This is a genomic window from Dyadobacter arcticus (assembly GCF_011762185.1).
In the GTDB taxonomy this organism is placed as follows: domain Bacteria; phylum Bacteroidota; class Bacteroidia; order Cytophagales; family Spirosomataceae; genus Dyadobacter; species Dyadobacter arcticus.
Map to the genome: position 1 here is coordinate 1,712,413 of NZ_JAASQJ010000001.1, position 19,097 is coordinate 1,731,509.

Here is a 19,097-nt window from a genome sequence, read left to right on the forward strand (position 1 = left end):
ATGGTCCGTATAGCTGCTAAAATGGTTTACCAGTTTGGATTCTGTTTTAAATTAGGATTCAACAATAGATCTTGTGTCGGTAACGGAAAAAGATAATCCCGCTCCTCATTGAATTTCTTGGGCGTATTCGGATTAATGGTAATGCTGCCGCCTGCTACCCCGTTTTCCAGGCTCACATCTGTCCCAATTTTCAGAAACTGCGCACCCGGAAGGCTGGGCTGGGTGCCCGTATAAAGTACCAGGTCCGTTTTCCCATCATTATCCAGGTCATAATTGCCTGCCCCGGGGAAATACGCGCCTTTAAACTGCTGAGCCAGTAAATGGCCTTCTTTCCAGCGCATCAGGTCGTTCCAGCGAAACCCTTCCATAATCAGTTCTATACGGCGTTCCCTGCGGATTTCCAGAATCACACCGGTATTCGCGCCTTTAACCTGCTTGTATTGCGCGGCAAGAAAGGCGTCGGGTTTTGCGTTCGCTGCGGTCAAATTCAACCCTGGCATTCCCGCGCGGTCTCGCAAACGTTTGATGGATTTGTTCAGGTCAGCCTGGGTAAGACTTCCCAGCTCGGCTTTGGCTTCGGCATAATTCAACAGTACTTCGCCATATCTGAAAATAGGCAATGGATTGGGTGACTTTCCGTTGGCATCGTTGGGAGCAGCCGTGACAAACTTGGTTAGCTGGTAACCCGTTACCGTCCCGCTATACGAGGGGGGCAACACGTTAGCGCCGTCCACCCGTTTATAGCCGGGGGTACGTATCGTTTGCGACAAGCGCGGGTCCCTGTCCTTGGTCTCGTCAAAGAATCCCAGTTTATCATATCCCGGCTTATCCGTAAAGCGGGTGCCATCCTTCATTAAGTAACTGTCCACCAGTTTCTTTTCCAGCCCCGGCTTACCGAAGGAAGGAGAAACCGTGTAATAATTTACATTATGGAAAATTTGAAGACTTGAACTGTATTGTCTGGCAAGTATTACTTCGGTAGGGTTCACCGCCAGGGCGTGAAACAAATCCGCATAGGCCTTGTCGGGCGTGCTGACATAAACGCGATACGGACCATTGTCAATAAGCTGTCCCGCTGCATCCGCCGCCTGCGTTAAAAAGCGTTCAGCATCCGGCAGATTGAATTCGGTATGGTATTTCCTGAATGTTCCTTCAAACAAACACATTCTCGATTTCAGCGCCAATGCAGTCCATTTGTTCACCTCGGCAGACGACTGGTTTGTGGGTAAATGGGCGATTGCGAAATCAATATCCAGCAATACAGAATCCATCACCACGGTACGAGAGTCGCGCCCTTTGGTCAGCCCCTCATTATCTGTGGCTTCTACCGGCTTGGAATACCACGGCACATCGCCGTAACGCGCCACCATATTAGCATAAAAGTAGGCTCTGAAAAACCGGGCGGTCGCCACATATTTTTCAGCGACAGCCGGACTGATCCCGCCGCGCTGATAATTTTGCAAGAAGTAATTGACATTACGCAGGCTTTCCCAGCTCCATCCGCCGCCCGAAACCGGAACGGTGCGATTGCCGGTAAGTCTATTGTCCAGGCCAGTGAGGACAATGTTGTCGCTGTTTTCAGTATAAAGGCTTGTAAAAGCCTTCTCTTCGTTGTCCGAATTAGGAAGCATGCTATCGTAAAATGATAGTACAAATAGTCTTAATTCATTTTCTGTCGCAAAGCTTTTATTTGGTGAAATCTGTGAAAGCGGTTCCAGATTAAGTGAATTGGTACACGCCGACAACAGCATCATCCCGGTCATTACAGAATATAGTATCTTTTTCATTGGAGTTAAGATCATTAAAATGTGATATCCAGTCCTACGGTGTAGGTTTTCATGAAAGGATAAGCCCTTCCGCCAACATCGGACCCATCGGGTGTAATTTGCTCCGGATCGATGTATTTTGATTTCAATTTGGTCAAAGTGAACAGATTTTGTCCGGTGAAGAAAACCCGTAACCGCTCCATTTTCCATTTCTTGATGATGGACGAAGGGACATTATAACCAACAGTTGCATTCTTTAGCCTGACGTAAGCCAAATTTTGCAAATACTTGTCATTGTTATAATAAAGTGCACCACCGGAATAGGCCGAGTATCCCCTGTTGATCGGGAAGTAAGCACTCTGATTTTCCGGAGTCCATAATTTGCTCTCAAAATCCTCAGGAATGAAAGAAGAGTAGGGCCTGCCAAACGTTCCCCAGAACATGCCAGCCTCGGTGTTAGGATACCAGTTTTGCTTGCCAATCCCCTGGAAGAATACAGCAACATCGAAGTTATTCCAGTTGAACCCGGCATTGACACCAAAGGAATATCGAGGCAGAGAATTACCGATCTTACGTAAATCCCCGTGGTCATCCAGGGTATTTTTTCCATTATTGACCACTCCGTCACCATTGGTATCTTTAAACTTCAGATCACCTGCATGTAACTTGCTCCATTCACCCGGAGAGCCTGTCCGCTGCTCATCCACATAATCCTGGTTGATTTTCCAGCCTTGCGCTTCTTCTTCTGAGTTAAAGAAACCGTCAATACTGTATCCCCAGATTTCACCGAGCTGCTGGCCTTTGTAAAAGTTGTTCAACAGATTATTCGGGTTATCGAACCTCGTGATTTTTGCGGTATAGTCAGAAAGAACAATACCCACATTGTAGCCAAATGGTTTTCCCGCCAGTGTAATGTTATCTCTCCAGTTTACGGCAATATCCCAGCCTTTGGTCAGCAGGTCACCTGCGTTTTGCTTGGGTGACGCTGCTCCATAAACGGAAGGCAACGTCTTCCCGCTGATCAGCATATCGGTCGTTTTGCGGCTATACCAGTCAAAGGACGTTTGCAGCCTGTTGCGAAGGAAAGCCATATCCACTCCCAGGTTTAGCGAAGTTGACTTTTCCCAGGTAAAGTCCGGTACCACGGGGGCAGGGGAGCTTAATGTCTGCGTTTGATTGCCGTCGACGATCCACTTGGACAGGGTGGAGTTAATGACAGGGATGTAAGGATACAGGTTGCTGTTCCCTACACCAACATCCTGGTTTCCTAATGTTCCGTAAGAGGCCCGGAACTTAAATTCGGATACGGCTGGTTTCAGAACTGAAAAAAAGTCTTCTTCGCTAATCCTCCATCCGGCTGAAACGGATGGGAAAAATCCGAAGCGGCTATCGCTTGGAAAGCGGGATGTTCCGTCGTATCGACCATTGACTTCCAGCAGGTACTTGTCCGCATAATCATAGTTAACCCGCCCGAAATAACCCAGAAGCGCCCATTCGCTTGCATTTCCGCCGGCTTGCTGTGTCCCGGTTCCCAGGTCAATCTGGTTCAGCTCTTCCGAAAGCAGGTTTTGGCGCATGGCGGTGTTGGTCTTGTAACGCTGCAATTCGTAGTTATATCCGCCTGTTCCTTTGAAAGTGTGCGCCCCGATCTTTTTCTCATAAGTGGCATACAGATTAACCGAATGATGCTGGTCCAGACGGGTGCTTTCACTGAGCTGGTCATTTCCTTCGTAGTTCACCACTCCCGGATTAATCGACCAGGGAATACGGGTCATACGCTGAAAATCAGAATACGGGCTCAATTGAAATGCGTAGTTACCATTTAAAACCAAGCCCGGAAGCACATTTGCATTGAACCCTACTGTGTTGGTAAAATCATAGTTTTTTGTGCCGCCAAAGGTTTTGCCATTTTGCAGGTCCGCATATTCATTTGCGCCGTAGTTATTAAGGTTGGTGCGGTACGTGAATGTGCCGTCAGGGTTTTGCGGTACGTACGCCGCCATTGCATGGTTGTAAAGCCCCGGATTGTTGGTGTTATACCCTTTGGCAGGCCACACATAGCTGTTTGCGGCAAACTGCGTATTGGTATATAAAGTAAACCATTTGGCGAGGTGGGCGTTCACCTTGGCCCTGAAATTGTAGGCATTGTACACATCTTCACGCAGATTGGACTGGTATATCCCCTTTTGCTGGTAATATCTGCCCGAAACCAGGAAATCAATTTTGTCGTTCCCGCCGGTGATGTTCAAATGATGCTCCGTAGAAGGGGTATTTTTCTTGAAGAGGAATTTCCACCAGTCGGTGCTGCCGTAATACACATATTGGTCCTGACCATTTCGGTTTTGTACCACTACCGTTGGCAACGATTTGTCGGTTTGTCTTAATTTCAGCTGCGCATAGTCTTCCGCATTATACCCGCTGTAACTATTACCGACATTGCGGGAAAAAGCCTCGTCAACCAACCTGATATGGGTGTACCCGTCTGTTATAAAGTCAGTTTTGGTCGAGACCTGCTGTGTACTGAAATTGCTTCCAAAGTTAATCGATATTTTACCGTCTTTCGCTTTTTTGGTCGTAACCAGAATCACCCCAAACGCAGCCCTTGCGCCGTAAATGGCTGAGGAAGCGGCGTCTTTCAGTACGGACACCGTTTCGACGTCATGCGGGTTGAGCATATTAATGTCCCCGGGTACTCCATCAATCAGTACCAGGGGCGAGCCGCTGACATTATTGACCGAAGCATATCCGCGTACATTATACTTGCCTTTACTGCCCGGATGTCCGTCCCCGAACGTGATGTTCAGGTTCGGAACGGCACCCTGCAAAGCCTGGGCGATGCCAGCAACGGGCCTGTCATCGAAAACCCTCGAATCAACCTGGGTAACGGCGCCGGTGAGATTGACCTTTTTCTGCGTGCCATAACCGATAACCACCACTTCGTTCAGACCATTAAGGCCCGGAATCAGCTTGATGTCCAGGTTTGTTATTTCTCCATCCTTTATCCGGACCGCCTCCAGACGTTGATTCTGATACGAGATGTAACTTACTTCCACGCTGTAATTTCCGGCAGGGATTTCGAGCTGAAAGTTTCCGGCGTCATCACTTTGTGCACCCATGTTAATCTCCGCGACCCTGATCGTTGCCCCAGGCAACGCTGCACCATCTGCATCGACAACCTTTCCGGTCAGTTTGCCAGGCTGCACCTGTTTCGGGGCGTCCTTTTTTTGCGCGTTGATCACGATAATGCCATTAACTTCCTGAAATCCTAGCGGGGTTAGTTCAAATAACTTTTTCAGGACCGTTTCGATCTTCTCATTTTTGAAGATATAATCTGCTGCATTGTATCCGCTTAGCGCGGCTTTGTCGTAAGCGAAACCAACTTTGCCTTCCTCCTGAATTGTAAGGATTGCATCCTCCAGGCTTTTGTTTTTTAAGGTGATAGAAACCCTTTTTTCCAATACTTTGCCATCATTGGAAGCATAAGATCCATGGGCGTACGTCAGTGCCGAGAGAATGGCTATCAACACAAAAGTAAAATTCCTCCTTCTGTGGATTGTTCTGTTAAAAATTAATTTCATAAATTGTAAAGCTTTTTATTGTGAAATGATTTGAAGCTTTGCCGTTACAGCGGCATGTCCAGGGGACGGTTGTTACAGCAACCGTCTCTTTTTGTTTATTTGCGGATTTCTATTGTTTCCCTCCTTTCTTTAATTTTTAAATGATGGATTGCAGTAATTACCTCCAATGCTTGCATATAAGGCATGGATGTATTTATTGATGCTGTAAAGTGTTTGGATTTTACAGATCGTTCAGGTGCCGATATTTGGACACCGTAATTTTTATTCATTAACACGGCCATTTCTTCAAATGAAGCGTCATTCAGCAGCAGGTAGCCTTGTTGCCAGGATAAAGTGTTCGCATTGAACGGAGATAAGCTGATATGCGAACCGCGTTTTTGAAATACCAGTTGCCGGCCTTTTGTCAGAAAATGCGCGGGCTTGCCCTCAACCGCTACGCTCACTTTCCCCCTGGTAACCCCAACGGACATTTTGTCAAGCGCGTCGTAAGCCCTGATGTTGAATGCAGTACCGAGAACCTGTGTCGTCAATGCCCCACTTTTAATAATAAACGGATGGGATTTATCATGTTTTACATCAAAAAACACCTCACCGTCAATGATTTGAACATTTCTGGCTTTTGTGAAATTATTCTGGAAACGAATGGAAGAGGCGCTGTTTAGCGTTAACCGGGAGCCGTCCGGAAGCGTAATCAATTTCCGTTCACCGGATTTGGAAGTAATGTAAGTGTAGGTTATTTCCGCTGAAGAAATATTTCCGGGCAATGGAACAGGATTGCTTTTAGTCCATATCAGAAAACCGATGGCTCCAAAAAGCAAGAACGAGGCGGCGACCCTTAACCAGTTGTAATGAAGCTTTTTGATTGGGACAGCTTTTGGAGAGAGTTCCGTTGATATCGCAAGCCACATCTCCGCTCTGATCTTTTCTGCTTTTGCGTCATCCAGGGACACCGGATCATCACCTTCCAGAATTTCATACCAGTCGTCGACGGCTTTATTTTCGGAAACGGAGCTTTTTCCTTTCAGGTAATTCCTTAATAATTCTTTGAGCTTAGCGCTGTCCATTGTTATTGCTTTTGATCTATTATCTAAGCAAACAACTTTTGGTACTATACCAGGTATGTTAAGATATTGTTAAGTCGGGCGCAGGTAGGATTGTATAGGGCTAGTACCTGGCTAACCTTCCGAGTGATCAAGCAATGCTGATCTCAGCCTTTTCAAAGCTTCTGTTGTCTGGTTTTTGACGGTCTGTTCAGATATGCCCAGCTTGACAGCAATTTCGGATAAAGAGAAGTTTTCGTCTCGGCTCATCCTGAAAATCAGCCTCATTCGCTCTGGCAATGCTTCAATCGCAGCATGGAGCATTGTTTCCAATTCCTTGTCTTCAAACAGGCTCTCCGGATTTTCTTCGGTTAGCTTCTCCAGAAGAGCCGCTTTTTTTATCTGTGTTTCGGTGTAGGCATAAAAGCGGATCACCCGGTATTTAAGCGCAGTAAAAAGGTATTTTCCCAAGTCATCATCGACATTGATCTCGATCTGGTCCCGTCTGTTCCAAAGTGATACCATCACTTCCTGCACCATATCTTTTGCCTCATCCTCGTCGACACTTTTGCAGGCGCGGATATACAAAGCTTTCCAATAACGCTCAAAAAGTATGATAAACGATTGTCTGTCACCCGCACGTACAGCTACTAATAAATTAAAATCGCTGTGGCTTGTAAGATCATCCATGGGGCAAAGTTAGAGCAGATGACGCTCATAGTCTATATTTCGAATATTATGAATTTATTAGCTCAGGTTCAGCTTGTAAATACAGCGTTGAAACCCGGAAGCCGTTTTTCAGAAGTCCATACATCAGGTTATAGATCCCAGTTAAAGGGTCTTCACCATTAAGAAAGGATATTACGAGATATTGATCCATGTCCATGTGGAAGCGGACGATCAATAAGGGACTGCATTCCGACACATTCTCAAGGCTAGCACCATAGCTGGTCACAATCTGATCAGCCTTTTTCATTCACTGCCAAATGTTTACTTTTTATATTGGAAAATTGAATTAAAGAAATGATTGACTTGCTATGACAAAAACCATCAACTTGAAACTGGTGCAAGAGCTACTTTAATAAGTACCCCCGATTCAATTCTAGGAGGCCTGCCGAGATCCTTAAAAAAACTGATCGGTTATGATTCAACGCCATTCGGGCCGTAATTAAGCTGATCCTTTCATCGGCAAGAGGCCCTTTAGAAACTTGCTTTCTAAATAGAATTTCGGAACATACTCGACCAAAGGACTATCCAACGCAATTTTTCCCTGGCTGTTCAATTGAAGGACGGCATATAGACAGACTTTCAAAATCATGTCTGTTCGAGAAGGTGGATACTATAATTTATTGCTTAATAAATTGTTCAAGCAACTAAATTTAAAATTTAATCTGTGCTACATTTCGGAGCACTACAAAAAGATTCTTTACCAGGAATTGTATCGTTAAATTATTTTCACTTAATACTCAGTCAAAATAATTCGAACCCTCTAAAACAATGAAAATGTCTTCTTATGCCGCCCATTTAGTAACCTTGTTAATTCTAAATTTAACATGTCAATTTGCGGTCGGTCAAAAACCCAGGGCAAGAGACATAGGTATTCCGTTGAGTGAATAATCCGGTATTTTCAAATTGGTATGCTTATAGCATCATTCAGACTTCGAAATCCAATTCCGTTGTTCTGAAAGTCATTTATCAATGTGAATAATTCTTTAAGAGACCTACCTAGTCGATCCAATTTCCAAACCACAATGGTGTCCCCCTCACGAACGGCGTCCAGCATCTTTTGTAGTTGCGGTCTCAATTTTGCTGAGGACACTTTTCTTGAAAGATTTTCTGACAACCCAACATTTTAAGGGCATCCAATTGCAGTGCTAAATTTTGGTCCTGGGCGGTCGGCCGCTGCCGTTGAAAACCGTGCGTAGCCAATGAGCATATTTTTTGAACAAACTTAGAAGTTATAACATTAAGCTCTTTATGATTTAATTAAGAACTATCCCATTGAATTTCCAGTGGAGCTCTGTGAATTGAAAGGTTACAGCATTTGTCAACACCCATTCAGAACCCTTTATACGGGCTTGTTCAGACAGTTTCAGTGGACCCAGCCCATATTTCCATTTTGACTAATTAGCAGCGTTTGATCAGCACTAGGGAGATGGAAAGTTCAACGCAAAATACACACTGCGTACTGACTAAAGTCGGCCAAAACGTTCCAGTAAACGCTCTTTTTGTTGGCGTGCTACCGGTACAGTGATCCCATTGGTTAGTTGCAAATACGTTCCTTCTCCTTTAATAAGCCTGATAATGTGGTGTATGTTAACCATGAATTGTCTGTGGACGCGTATAAACTCCCTTACTTCCAAAACTTCCTGTACGTCACCTAATGTCTTTGAGATGATATACTGTTCACCATTTGAAAGATGAAAGCGGGTATAATTGCTGTCAGCTTCACAGTAAATAATTTGACGCAGCTCAATAAATGTCAGCCCGCCCTTATGCGGCATTGCAACACGATCGGGAAGACTAACACCTGTACTAGGGTGATAGCTTCTAAGCATATCTAATTGGTGCGGATTTATCTTAGTAAGATTTTCTGCCCGCCGGACTGCAGCGATAAGGTCATCTGAATCGATGGGTTTAAGTAGATAGTCCAGCGCACTGAAGCGGAACGCTTGCACAGCATATTGATCATATGCTGTGACAAATATTACGCTAAAATTCAAATCTGCGGTCTTTTTTAGAAGTTGAAAACCGTTCATTACCGGCATTTCAATATCAAGAAATACCAACGTCGGTTTTAAGGAACGTATACCCTCTAAGCCTTCCGTGCTTTCCGTGTACCTTCCGACGATCTCGACTTGCTGGCAATTTCGTGCAAGTTGAAACGCGAGAAGCTCGACATTATCTGGTTCGTCGTCAATAATGATTGTTCGCATGGTTAAACAGGAATTTTTAAAATCACTCTGGTTCCGCATGGCTCGCCGAAACTGTCCACAAGGTCGACGATTTGAACGTCGGTTCTGATGTTGTAAAGTTGGTTGATCATCCTAATTCTGTCGGCAGTAACCTGCATTCCGAATGATTTGTGTTTCTCTGTCGACCTGCTTTCAAGCTCCGCTGAGCGAGCCCGGCCTATTCCGCTATCTTCAATGGCGATTGTTAGCAGATTTTCATCGGTTTGTGTGACCTCTATTTCGATCAGGCCGCCTTCTGGCTTGTGCATAAGGCCATGCCATATAGCATTTTCCACATATGGCTGTAGAAGTAATGGTGGGATACACAGGTACCTCTGATCAATCTCATTAGCAATGATGTTAAACCGGACCTTTTCTTTAAAACGCATTGCTTCAAGCTCGATGTACAATCTTAAGGCATCCAGCTCATTCTGTAACGTAACCAGCTCAGAGCGCGAGTTTTCCAGCACCAGGCGTATTAGTTTCGAAAACTTATTCAGATAATCTGACGCTTTTTCCGCATCATTTTGAAGTGTATATAATTTGATAGAATTAAGGCAGTTGAAAATAAAATGCGGATTCATTTGAGCCCGTAATGCTGTCATCTCCGTACTGGCAAGTTTTTGTTCAAATTCGGTTTCCAGCTGCCTGATATGTTGTTGCTCCAAAAGAAGGTTCTGCGTTTGAATTTCCTGCGTTTGTTTCATTAAATCTGTTTCCAGCTGTCGGGTATAGCTTGCGTGCATGGTTTTGTTTTCCAGTTCGGTCAGCCGGTTGCGATACGCTAGCGCAAGAGAGAAGAAAAACAATTCGATCAGTAGCCCTAATGCCATGAAAAACGGTGGGTAACTAATAAATGTCTTTTCCAATTCGGACGCATCGGGAAACAGAAATAGAGAGTGAATGGGGGCTATTGAAACAATGAAAAGGCTTATTGACCCAGCCAACAGGTAGGATCTCAGAGAAGAATTGCTTTTGTAAATCGACAGCATCAAAATCAAACCTGTCACAACCCCTGAAAGATCACACAGCAAATAATATGCATTGTCTGTTAGCCAAAGTCCGGTAAAAATCTCGATCAAAGACATTAATTGCTGCAATAACAAAAGGGTCATGACTGCTATGACCAGTCGCCAGATCCTGGGTTGTCGAATACGCAAATCCAGCAATTTTGATAAAAACAAGCCATAGAAAAAACTGACTGAAAATGATAAAGACGCAAGGCAAGGATGGGTGAGCTGGGGGAAAGTGGCAGGGGCCAGACCAAGGAAAAGACGGTAATCTACCATTTTTACGATCCAGGCGAGTGACACAAATGTGTAAATCGCATAGTATAGATAGGTAAGGTCCCGATTCAGATAATACTGAAATAACGTAAATAATCCCATCAATAACAGGCATCCGGCAATCATCGAAATTGCAATTGAAATCCATTTCACTTGAATTACTTCCTGTGCCAGAAAGGTGGAATAGCCTTCTGGTGTATAGAGAATATCAGATGGGTAACTGAATACTCGAACATAATCGATGGCACGAACATAAAACCGGCTTTCTGAATTGGGCAAGACAGTCAACGGCATTGTGCCCGCACCAGCGCCTCCCCCGGCGAACAATCCACCTTTCGCTATTAAATTACCCTTGTTGTTGTAGACAGAAAGTATTGCGTGAGCTCCCGCATTATACCATAGTTGTAGGGTGTCCTTCGGATGCAGGTTTTTAATATCAAACCTTTTCCAGACAATTTTTGTGGCATTATCAAAATCATTGTAAGTAAGATTTTCTGGAATCGATACCAATGGAGTAAATGATTTTCTACTCACAGCCGCAATGTCTGCAAGCGTATCATTGAGCAGATTTTCATAAACCCAAGTTTGCTCTCGAATATCTATCCCGGATGACCCGGAAGGCTGACCGTAAAAAGTGCTTGACTGACTTCTTGATCTATCGACGAGCGCAATTAAGCCAAGCACAATCAAAATGACCAACCGCATAATACCAGAGTTAGATAAGTAATTTACTGAAATAGATTGTATATGAGTCAATCATTTGGATTGCTCATATACAATCTTTCCGTCAATCATCGTCAGTACGCACTTTGTTGCTGGTAGTTGTTCAGCTGGCATTGTAAAAATTTTTCCATTAGTAATGATAAAATCTGCTTGCTGCGCAAATGCATCCTTTTTAAGCATCATAAAAAGCAACAATGCGATGAGGTGAAATATGGTTTTTCGTCTCATTTTCTTATTTCCTAAGGTTCGTCACGAATTTTTAGTGGTTGGTTTTTTTCGCCGTAGATAGCAAAGCCCAGATCGAAAAAAAGCTGATCGTTGCCGTAGCTGGTGTAAGTCTGTTGGATTTTATTGTCCACGATAAGCGCCAGTTGATGGAAAACAATCTGAATCGGCTTACCCTGATCCCTTTGGTCTTTTGCTGACCAGACTGCTTTTAAATAAACCCATTGCCCTCTGTTTTGCCCTTTATCAGGCTTAGCCAACCTTGTGTTTTCGTAAATCAGTTTTTGATCCGTAAAAAGAAGAAAGTTTCTGCGCCATTGCTCGAGCAAGTCATCCGTTCCAAGAAAGTCCGAAAACCCTGGGCCATAGGCCTTGAAATCATTGGCTAATTTATCCCTGGCAGCCTTAAAATCGCCGTGGATCAGTTCCTCAAGATACGCTCTGACAATCCATGTGTTCGCAGTATCCTTTCTGGTCAGCCGGGGATTTTGATCAATACTTCCGGTATTAGCGAGTTCGGCTTTGGGATGCCATCCCGAAAAAGGATTGGCCTTCGTGTCGTGGATTAGCTGGCCGAGGGCAAACACGAAAATGCTGAATAAGCGGACAAATCTTTTCATAAGGTCTATTAATCATGTTTTTGCTGATTGATAGCCTAAACCTAACGACCACGCCGCTATGAGAAAAAGAAGCCGATGTAAACGGTACCGATTTTCGCGTGAGGTGCATAAATATTGAGTCGCCGCAAAAATCAATGAAGGAACGTTCATATAGTAAAAAACATGACAAACAGAGCATTAGTCCTCGTTCCGAACGAGTCTTTAAAGATATACCTAATCGATAAGCAGTTAGCCTGAAGTTTCGCACTTTGGCTATCCGCTCAAAAAACTGGCCGGACTGGTTAAGAAGAGATAGACGGCTCAGGCACCGCTGCCGCTCTTCAAATTAGTTAGCATTAACTATTTCCCCATCCCCTGCTGTAACCGACTTTTGGCCTGTCAAACCCCAAAAAGTTTTATGATTATGAAAACCTTTAGGTATGTGCTGATCCTAATGGCCGCGCTGTGGCCCGCCATAGGCTGGGGTCAGAATCCTCCGCTGATTGGCCCCGAAGTGCCGCCACCACCGCAAAATCCGCTATCGGACCCACAAGGGGACAGGGCCCTGAAAATATTGTTTAACGTGTCCGTCGACCTCGCCAAACAGGAACTGTTAAACTCTTCCGCCGCCGGTACGCCCTATGCAAATCGTGACGCAGTAGGTACCAGCCTTAGATACAATGCGGCTATTTTATTACTGACTGGGGTCAAACAAATAATCAATAACTGGCGCGACTTTCTGAATTCGCCACATACGTACCGAAGCCCCACTCCATCCAACCCTGCTACGCTGATGGCCTCTACCGATGGAGTATGGGAACCCGTAGCACCCGCTGACAAGGATTCGTTCCTGAATCATCTTGATCTGGCCTACGGCCTTCAACTGATTGGCAAGGGCGGCAAGATGGGTACGTCCACAACCCGGATGACTTACCTCGAAGTTCCAGCCTACATACTCTACAATCACGACCTGCCCAATGGGAAAGGGCAGGTGTTCGGTGGCCTGGGCTTTTACCTGGCTTACGGATTATGGGGAAACATTAGCGATTCGGCTTTCCCGGGGTCGGTATCGGCATTCGACAAAAACAGCGGCTATAAACACTTCGATGCGGGACTCCTGCTTACGACAGGGTATCAACTTCCACAAAGTCTGCGCGTAAGTCTGGCCTACGAACTCGGCTTAGTGAATCTCGTTCCCAATGGCGGACCTTACGATAAAGTTATGAACCGCGTCTGGAGCCTCAACGTTGCCTATCCGCTCCAAAATCTGGGGGCAATGGTCAAAAAGTCTAAAGCTAGCTCGCTTAATAATCAATGAGCCACACATAAAAGCTGAACAATTGAAGAAGATCAATTGTCCCATCCTGGTCATTGGCGGCGATTATGATGTACTATCGCCTAACACAGCTTACTTATTACCGAGTCGATTCCCAATTCGTATTTATGGATAGTTCCCAACTCCGGTCACGCTGTACTCAGTCACTTGGCCATTAAATAGAGTAATCTGTTGTATAATCTTGAATGTGTTAGCCAAAGTTCGAAACGTCGAACTAACTACTTGTAGATTATCCGTTTCATGAAATGCCCATTATTTGATGAACCAGCACAGTGGCGCAGCGCCTTATGGGGCAATCTCACAATCGGAGGGTTTAATGAGATTGATAACACTCAACACTCGTGATCTCATTTCCGGAAAAATATAAGAAACCGGTTATATATTGAGACGCAAACAACTTTTTCTGATGAATGTGAGTCGTGATTAAAAAACAATTTGGCAATGAAATATATAGCTTGAGATATATAGCTATAGAAACTGTGCTCACCAAGTTGGAAGCGAAAATCAATGAAATAAACGAGCAGACCCATGCAGTATGCTGGCGCTTAAACGACTCACTAGAGTCGACTATGGAGAATTGACTTCCATTGCCTTCGAACTCGACTACACGGATCAATTTCATTAGAGAGTTTCAGGAATTTGCCGAGATGCCACCTTACAATTTTGTGTGCAACAAAAGTGTAGGCGGGGAGAGCTCATCCTTTCTATACATACCGATTGAGTAGCTGTCGTTTTTTTACAATTCTGATAAGTCAGGTTCTACTTAAATTGCGTTAAACTTAAACTTACCGCATCATGGATAGAATCATCACACCCACACTCGTTCTGCGCATTACCCTGGCTGCTGTTTTTTTTATGCATGGCAGTAGCATTTTCACAGGAGCCATAAACAACTTTGGTAATCTTTATCTTAACGAAGTGGGATTCGCTCCGATTGGTATGCCGTTGGCGTGGGTGATTAAGTTATCGCATGTGGCATACGCGGTACTCCTTATTTTAAATCGTTACGTGCGAGTCGCTGCACTCACCACCATTCCGATTTTGGTGGCAGGTATTATTATGATTCATGCGGCTGAAGGGTGGTTTGTGGTAGGCGCTGGCAGAAATGGCGTGGAGTTCAATGTACTACTGATTAGCGTCCTGGTATATTTGGCAATTATCAACAAAAAGGGCGTTGTTGTATAAACTGAATTTTCATCGGACGGATACAAATCTCCTCATCCTACGGCTGTTCTATCTAGTCTCAAATAACGTCTGTGGCTGTTGCACAACTGTCTGCTTGGAGGTTTATGACAGTGATGGATCGTATTTATCTTAACGAAGAAATGGAATTTCGCTGCTAGAAGACCAATGAGCGTTTCAACACCACAATAAGGTTGTTTTGGCCTTTAAACATGGCCTCTTGGGCTGTTTTTCTGCTAAAGAACTTCAAGTACTTCTTTATGTTAAAGGCAATCGCCGCCATCACCATCGTCTTATGTGCACCATCGATTCCAAGTACTGAAATCTTGTTAAGCCCATAATATTGCGTCAGGCTTCCAAAGACCGGTTCGACTGTTCCCTGCCTTAAACCTTTCATGCGTTTCCCGGCTGTCGTTTGTTGGCGGAGATAAGCGCGCTGGTATTCTTCCTCATAGATCGTCTTTACAATTCTCTTCGTGCCAGCCTTCGGAATACATTTCTGTTTTAATGGGCATGTCGCGCAGTCAGTCCTGGTAGTCCAATATGCCTTTAAGGGCTTGCCTTCTGTGCTGTACTCGAGTGACCGAAACGGTAACTTCTTTCCATTAGGACAAGTGTAGGAATCTGTTTCCTTATTGTAATCAAAGCCATCCAACTGCGGTCTGAACTTTCCAAAGACTGGAATCCATCCCGTGATTTTCCGTTTTTCCAGGAATTGATAATTGTATCCGTTGGAATAACCTGTATCAGCCATCAGGTCTGTTAATCTCAGATAATTTCTTTTGAGTCTATCCTGCAAAACACTTGCGATTCTAGGTAAATACTGGCTGTCACGACCGTCAGCAAAGTCGGCTTGGATATGACTTATTACCCCAATGGCAGCATCAACAGACATTGAACAATGATAATTGAGTTTTCTGGCTTTGCCTGGTTTAATTGAGATCCTGGCATCCGGATCATGCGGGTTGTAGTGCGTTTTATTACTTAGCAATTGGGCTTTCTCATTACTGGCTTTCGGTCGGTTTGGCCTGTCAGCATTTAAGTTGTCCTGGTATTTTGCCAGGCGTTTGAGTTGACTTGTACTGGCAGTCATCACGGTTTTGCCATCTTGGTAGTTTGCTCTCACATCCGGATTGTCGTCATCAACTCCTGTAAAATGCGCCTTAATCGACTGTGCCGGAACCTTTAATTCAAGGTTTTCTATTGAAGCATTTGCTTTTATCGGAGCCGAATCGATGGCATGAGTGTGACCTGCAACCATTCCATTTTCAACACACTTGGTAAATACCTTGTCAAACAACGACTCGAAGAGTGTGGCGGGATATAGTTGCCTGGTCCTGCTAACAGTGGAATGCCATGGCAGCGGTTCGTCAATATCATAACCGATAAAATAAAGAACATCCATCCGCATAGAGCAGTGCTCCATCAAACGGCGATCAGATGTGATGTTTTCCAGATATCCTGTTAGCATCAACTTAAAGAACACAACCGGATCGATTGATGGATTGCCAGTTTTGCCATACAGCTCGCGGGTGTCTTTGTATAGAAACTGTAAATCGAGCGTTTCGCTAAGCCTTCGATAGAAATTTTCTTTAGGAACGCGATCTGAAAGTTGGAAGCTGACGAAGAGCTTTTCCGAGTAATTTTTCTTTCCTTGCATTCCTGAAGTTACAAAAATTTACTCGACTGGTAAAGAGCCAATTAGTTAATAATCTTTCACGAAGCATGCATAACAAATTACAAGCAGTTTCTAACGGTATATTGGAAGAGCTTAACCGATTCTCAGATGAAATTATATATCTAGGCCCTCCGATTGAAGATGACCGTTTACTTCACTTTGAAGCTAAAATTGGCTTTTCTTTTCCCGAGGATTTCCGATTTATTGTCAGTCGACACAATGGTATCTCACTTGGTGGGATTGAAGTATTTGGTCTCGACAAGGCCTTACGCGGATCCTCGATGGATGAAATTTATGAATTTGAGCACAAACATGCTGGCTCGAAAATGCCAGATACTTACCTTCCATTCTCCCCAGACGGGGCAGGGAATCACTATTGTCTGGACCTATCGACATTGGCAAATGGCATATGTAAAATTGTTTTTTGGCAACACGATTTGGAATATGAAAACGAAGATCAGGTAGAAACCTGCAACAATAGTTTCAGCGATTGGTTACAAGAAGTTTTGATTGGTTGGGCCTTAGAAGATTACAATTACGACGGATCGCCTCGCGCCTAATATTGTAATCGAAGTCTAAATACTACGGATGCTGAATTATGTCGTAGTCGAGTTGTGCAACACCCACGTCCGAAATCTGATGCATTTGGATACCTAAAATTGACATATCCAACCCAGTATCTCGATTGGAGGGTTTTGTGAGATTGGTTGACGGCATGTTTTTTATATAAATTCCTTAAACCAATCTAGAGAGACGTGGCCAAATTAGAAGTTTGGGCAAACATGCCCGTTAAAGATGTTGAAAGAACACGCGATTTTTTCAAAAAAATGGGATTTAAAGTAAATGGTCCTCATGAAAGCGCCGATATCGCTAGTTTCATTTTCAGCGACGATCACTTTGTTATCCACTTTTTTAAGGAAGATAAGTTTATACAAATTGCAAGAAATGAAAGCCCAGATACTTCCAAAACTTCTGAAATAATGTTTACAATCGCGGCAGATAACAAGGCTGCAGTGGACGAATGGTACGATAAAGTAAAACAGGCTGGGGTGTGATAGTTACTGAGCCAAAGCAAATACCCGAGGGTTATAATTTGGTTTTTGCTGATTTAGACGGGCACCGCTGGAACGTATTTTGTCGAAATCCTTAGTAAAGGGATTGATAAAGTGAGCGTAAAATCAGATTTTAGGTGATTTGCGCGTAAGCAGAATGCTTTGAAGGACTTCACTCATTCGCGATAAATTTGTTTCTTCCATTCTGATTATTGCAAATTCATAACACAGAGGATTGGTTGACTATGGTAATCGTTTAAGAATAAAATTGCGGGTAATGGCTGTTCCGTAATCCTTTGGCTCAATCACCAAGGGAGCGGTGATATGATGCAGTCGACCATTTCTTATTAAGAAAAATGCGTTAATGTTGTCTGAGGTAGGCTGGCATGACGCAAAATCAGTAGCGTTGGGAACGGTCTTCGTTAACCGATACTTCCCCTCATTGTCAGTTAAGACAAATTCTTCGAAGACAGTTATACCAGACAGCCCTTTGTTCCTAATTCCTGCGAAGCGAACTTCAATCCCTTGGACGGGAATATTATTAGAGTCGGTTAGGATCCCAGATATTGTTGTCGGAGCAGACGGGAAGTCGGATTTGCACGCGTAAAATATCGTTTGAAATGCAGCCAATGCGATAAAAGAATACCGAGCAAATTTGTTCATTTTTTTTCAAGGAATATTTGCGACACACTTAGATGCTAACGATTACAATAAACGCGCAAGTTTAAACTTGGCTTATTTTGTTCAAGCAGCCCATTTTTTGTTAACGAACGAAACACAGAACAAGAATCCTAGAAGCGGTTTATGCGATGTTCTTGGTTTTGTACAAGGAGGATGCATTTTTCTATTTCGTTCTGGAGTAGAAACTGCGCCAGGTTGTGGTCAAAGCTTGATATATCCACCTCCATTTTTTGAGGTATTTATCAAACTAATATTTTTCCCCATTGTCATTACCCAGACCATTGATAGGTTAGCTTCCACTTCAAGTAACAATTTCTGCTTTGCCTTCTCTTCCGGTGAGCAATTTGAAGTAGTATACCGTTCATTTCCAAAATCAAAGAAAGGATATAAAAACCATTCGTATTTTGACTGGTCAGCTTTACCTTTGGTTATCCAGCCGCCCTTTGACTGTCTTATTCGATTCAAAATATGCTCAGAAACTGTTTTCTCCAGGGTACCAAAGTATTGAAGACTATCAACTTCGCCTGAATTCTTCACTATAAATATGAAATAGCCGAAAGTTGGCTCGCACGGCTTCTCCCGACCATTAGACAAGCCTTCCTGAACCCATTCTTCAAAGTCCATTATTTTGCTCGATCTTCTATCGACAGCCTCAAATTTGCGTTTCGGAGACAAATCTTGGGCATGTGAATATCCAGACAAACAAATCATCCAGATAAACATTAAAAGTGCTTTAAGGGCCGTCATTTTTTATTAGTTGATAGTTGGTTAAATTAAACAACTTAAACTTTTGAACCTATCGCAACCGTCATTTCTTATAGCGTGAGTTGTTTGTCCCATAAAACGTCCGATCGTGCGACTGATTCAGGCCGTCACGTGTAGGGAGTGAGTGTCTCACCTTCGAGGGTTTCCTGAGACTGACGAACCTGAACGCCAAAAAGGCTTACTTAAAAGATATTTGCTTGACATGATATTTAATGATGCAACTCTTTTTTGT

At 43.8% G+C, this 19,097-nt stretch carries 17 protein-coding genes; 4 read left to right on the plus strand and 13 right to left on the minus strand.

The features are described 5' to 3' along the window. Positions 1-26 precede the first annotated feature (26 nt). The 10 genes from FHS68_RS07455 to FHS68_RS07500 form a co-directional block, all read right to left on the minus strand. Positions 27-1,787 (minus strand): RagB/SusD family nutrient uptake outer membrane protein, encoded by a 1,761-nt coding sequence (locus FHS68_RS07455; protein WP_167268595.1) that lies wholly within the window; start codon positions 1,785-1,787, stop codon positions 27-29. Between the two features lie 14 nt (positions 1,788-1,801). After that, the gene (locus tag FHS68_RS07460; protein WP_167268597.1) at positions 1,802-5,344 is read right to left on the minus strand and encodes a SusC/RagA family TonB-linked outer membrane protein; all 3,543 of its coding nucleotides are present in this window, start codon (positions 5,342-5,344) and stop codon (positions 1,802-1,804) included. 95 nt (positions 5,345-5,439) lie between these two features. After that, positions 5,440-6,408 carry a FecR family protein gene (locus tag FHS68_RS07465; protein ID WP_167268599.1) on the minus strand — a complete coding sequence of 323 codons (969 nt, stop codon included), beginning with the start codon at positions 6,406-6,408 and terminating at the stop codon, positions 5,440-5,442. A 111-nt stretch (positions 6,409-6,519) separates the two neighbouring features. After that, positions 6,520-7,074 carry a sigma-70 family RNA polymerase sigma factor gene (locus tag FHS68_RS07470; RefSeq protein WP_167268601.1) on the minus strand — a complete coding sequence of 185 codons (555 nt, stop codon included), beginning with the start codon at positions 7,072-7,074 and terminating at the stop codon, positions 6,520-6,522. Positions 7,075-7,120: 46 nt separating this feature from the next. Further along, entirely contained in the window at positions 7,121-7,360 is a 240-nt protein-coding gene (locus FHS68_RS07475) for a hypothetical protein (RefSeq protein ID WP_167268603.1), read from the minus strand. A 651-nt stretch (positions 7,361-8,011) separates the two neighbouring features. After that, a complete protein-coding gene (locus FHS68_RS26745; protein ID WP_229211815.1) occupies positions 8,012-8,167 on the minus strand; it encodes a recombinase family protein in 156 nt (51 codons plus the stop codon). Between the two features lie 409 nt (positions 8,168-8,576). Further along, on the minus strand, positions 8,577-9,320 hold the full coding sequence (locus FHS68_RS07485; RefSeq protein ID WP_167268605.1) for a LytR/AlgR family response regulator transcription factor: 744 nt from the start codon (positions 9,318-9,320) through the stop codon (positions 8,577-8,579). A gap of 2 nt (positions 9,321-9,322) precedes the next feature. Beyond that, a complete protein-coding gene (locus tag FHS68_RS07490) occupies positions 9,323-11,329 on the minus strand; it encodes a sensor histidine kinase (RefSeq protein ID WP_167268607.1) in 2,007 nt (668 codons plus the stop codon). A 51-nt stretch (positions 11,330-11,380) separates the two neighbouring features. Continuing rightward, complete coding sequence (locus FHS68_RS07495) at positions 11,381-11,575, minus strand: hypothetical protein (RefSeq protein WP_167268609.1); 195 nt, start codon at positions 11,573-11,575, stop codon at positions 11,381-11,383. 11 nt (positions 11,576-11,586) lie between these two features. Then, positions 11,587-12,192, minus strand: a complete 606-nt coding sequence (locus FHS68_RS07500) for a nuclear transport factor 2 family protein (protein ID WP_167268611.1) — start codon at positions 12,190-12,192, stop codon at positions 11,587-11,589. Between the two features lie 397 nt (positions 12,193-12,589). Between FHS68_RS07500 and FHS68_RS07505 the strand changes: the two genes are divergently transcribed. Together FHS68_RS07505 and FHS68_RS07510 are read left to right on the plus strand one after the other, a co-directional pair. Next, on the plus strand, positions 12,590-13,489 hold the full coding sequence (locus FHS68_RS07505; protein ID WP_229211796.1) for an outer membrane beta-barrel protein: 900 nt from the start codon (positions 12,590-12,592) through the stop codon (positions 13,487-13,489). Positions 13,490-14,302: 813 nt separating this feature from the next. Continuing rightward, positions 14,303-14,692, plus strand: coding sequence for a DoxX family protein (locus FHS68_RS07510; RefSeq protein ID WP_167268613.1), 390 nt, complete (start codon positions 14,303-14,305; stop codon positions 14,690-14,692). Between the two features lie 154 nt (positions 14,693-14,846). Here FHS68_RS07510 and FHS68_RS07515 read toward each other — a convergent pair whose 3' ends face one another. Continuing rightward, a complete protein-coding gene (locus tag FHS68_RS07515; RefSeq protein ID WP_167268614.1) occupies positions 14,847-16,349 on the minus strand; it encodes an IS1182 family transposase in 1,503 nt (500 codons plus the stop codon). Positions 16,350-16,414: 65 nt separating this feature from the next. Here FHS68_RS07515 and FHS68_RS07520 point away from each other — a divergent pair, with 65 nt between their 5' ends. Together FHS68_RS07520 and FHS68_RS07525 are read left to right on the plus strand one after the other, a co-directional pair. Continuing rightward, on the plus strand, positions 16,415-16,927 hold the full coding sequence (locus FHS68_RS07520) for an SMI1/KNR4 family protein (RefSeq protein WP_167268617.1): 513 nt from the start codon (positions 16,415-16,417) through the stop codon (positions 16,925-16,927). 195 nt (positions 16,928-17,122) lie between these two features. Beyond that, positions 17,123-17,422, plus strand: a complete 300-nt coding sequence (locus FHS68_RS07525) for a VOC family protein (RefSeq protein ID WP_167268619.1) — start codon at positions 17,123-17,125, stop codon at positions 17,420-17,422. A gap of 240 nt (positions 17,423-17,662) precedes the next feature. Here FHS68_RS07525 and FHS68_RS07530 read toward each other — a convergent pair whose 3' ends face one another. Then, complete coding sequence (locus FHS68_RS07530; RefSeq protein ID WP_167268621.1) at positions 17,663-18,082, minus strand: carboxypeptidase regulatory-like domain-containing protein; 420 nt, start codon at positions 18,080-18,082, stop codon at positions 17,663-17,665. Between the two features lie 219 nt (positions 18,083-18,301). Continuing rightward, on the minus strand, positions 18,302-18,847 hold the full coding sequence (locus tag FHS68_RS07535; RefSeq protein ID WP_167268623.1) for a hypothetical protein: 546 nt from the start codon (positions 18,845-18,847) through the stop codon (positions 18,302-18,304). Positions 18,848-19,097 lie beyond the last annotated feature (250 nt).

What these genes read in the sequence shown, in the direction of transcription:
- FHS68_RS07490 (WP_167268607.1), bottom strand. Translation starts at nt 11,329, where the DNA reads ATGCGGTTGGTCATTTTGATTGTGCTTGGCTTAATTGCGCTCGTCGAT.
- FHS68_RS07455 (WP_167268595.1), bottom strand. Translation starts at nt 1,787, where the DNA reads ATGAAAAAGATACTATATTCTGTAATGACCGGGATGATGCTGTTGTCG.
- FHS68_RS07485 (WP_167268605.1), bottom strand. Translation starts at nt 9,320, where the DNA reads ATGCGAACAATCATTATTGACGACGAACCAGATAATGTCGAGCTTCTC.
- FHS68_RS07515 (WP_167268614.1), bottom strand. Translation starts at nt 16,349, where the DNA reads ATGCAAGGAAAGAAAAATTACTCGGAAAAGCTCTTCGTCAGCTTCCAA.
- FHS68_RS07475 (WP_167268603.1), bottom strand. Translation starts at nt 7,360, where the DNA reads ATGAAAAAGGCTGATCAGATTGTGACCAGCTATGGTGCTAGCCTTGAG.
- FHS68_RS07465 (WP_167268599.1), bottom strand. Translation starts at nt 6,408, where the DNA reads ATGGACAGCGCTAAGCTCAAAGAATTATTAAGGAATTACCTGAAAGGA.
- FHS68_RS07500 (WP_167268611.1), bottom strand. Translation starts at nt 12,192, where the DNA reads ATGAAAAGATTTGTCCGCTTATTCAGCATTTTCGTGTTTGCCCTCGGC.
- FHS68_RS26745 (WP_229211815.1), bottom strand. Translation starts at nt 8,167, where the DNA reads ATGCTGGACGCCGTTCGTGAGGGGGACACCATTGTGGTTTGGAAATTG.
- FHS68_RS07505 (WP_229211796.1), top strand. Translation starts at nt 12,590, where the DNA reads ATGATTATGAAAACCTTTAGGTATGTGCTGATCCTAATGGCCGCGCTG.
- FHS68_RS07510 (WP_167268613.1), top strand. Translation starts at nt 14,303, where the DNA reads ATGGATAGAATCATCACACCCACACTCGTTCTGCGCATTACCCTGGCT.
- FHS68_RS07495 (WP_167268609.1), bottom strand. Translation starts at nt 11,575, where the DNA reads ATGAGACGAAAAACCATATTTCACCTCATCGCATTGTTGCTTTTTATG.
- FHS68_RS07535 (WP_167268623.1), bottom strand. Translation starts at nt 18,847, where the DNA reads ATGACGGCCCTTAAAGCACTTTTAATGTTTATCTGGATGATTTGTTTG.
- FHS68_RS07530 (WP_167268621.1), bottom strand. Translation starts at nt 18,082, where the DNA reads ATGAACAAATTTGCTCGGTATTCTTTTATCGCATTGGCTGCATTTCAA.
- FHS68_RS07470 (WP_167268601.1), bottom strand. Translation starts at nt 7,074, where the DNA reads ATGGATGATCTTACAAGCCACAGCGATTTTAATTTATTAGTAGCTGTA.
- FHS68_RS07520 (WP_167268617.1), top strand. Translation starts at nt 16,415, where the DNA reads ATGCATAACAAATTACAAGCAGTTTCTAACGGTATATTGGAAGAGCTT.
- FHS68_RS07460 (WP_167268597.1), bottom strand. Translation starts at nt 5,344, where the DNA reads ATGAAATTAATTTTTAACAGAACAATCCACAGAAGGAGGAATTTTACT.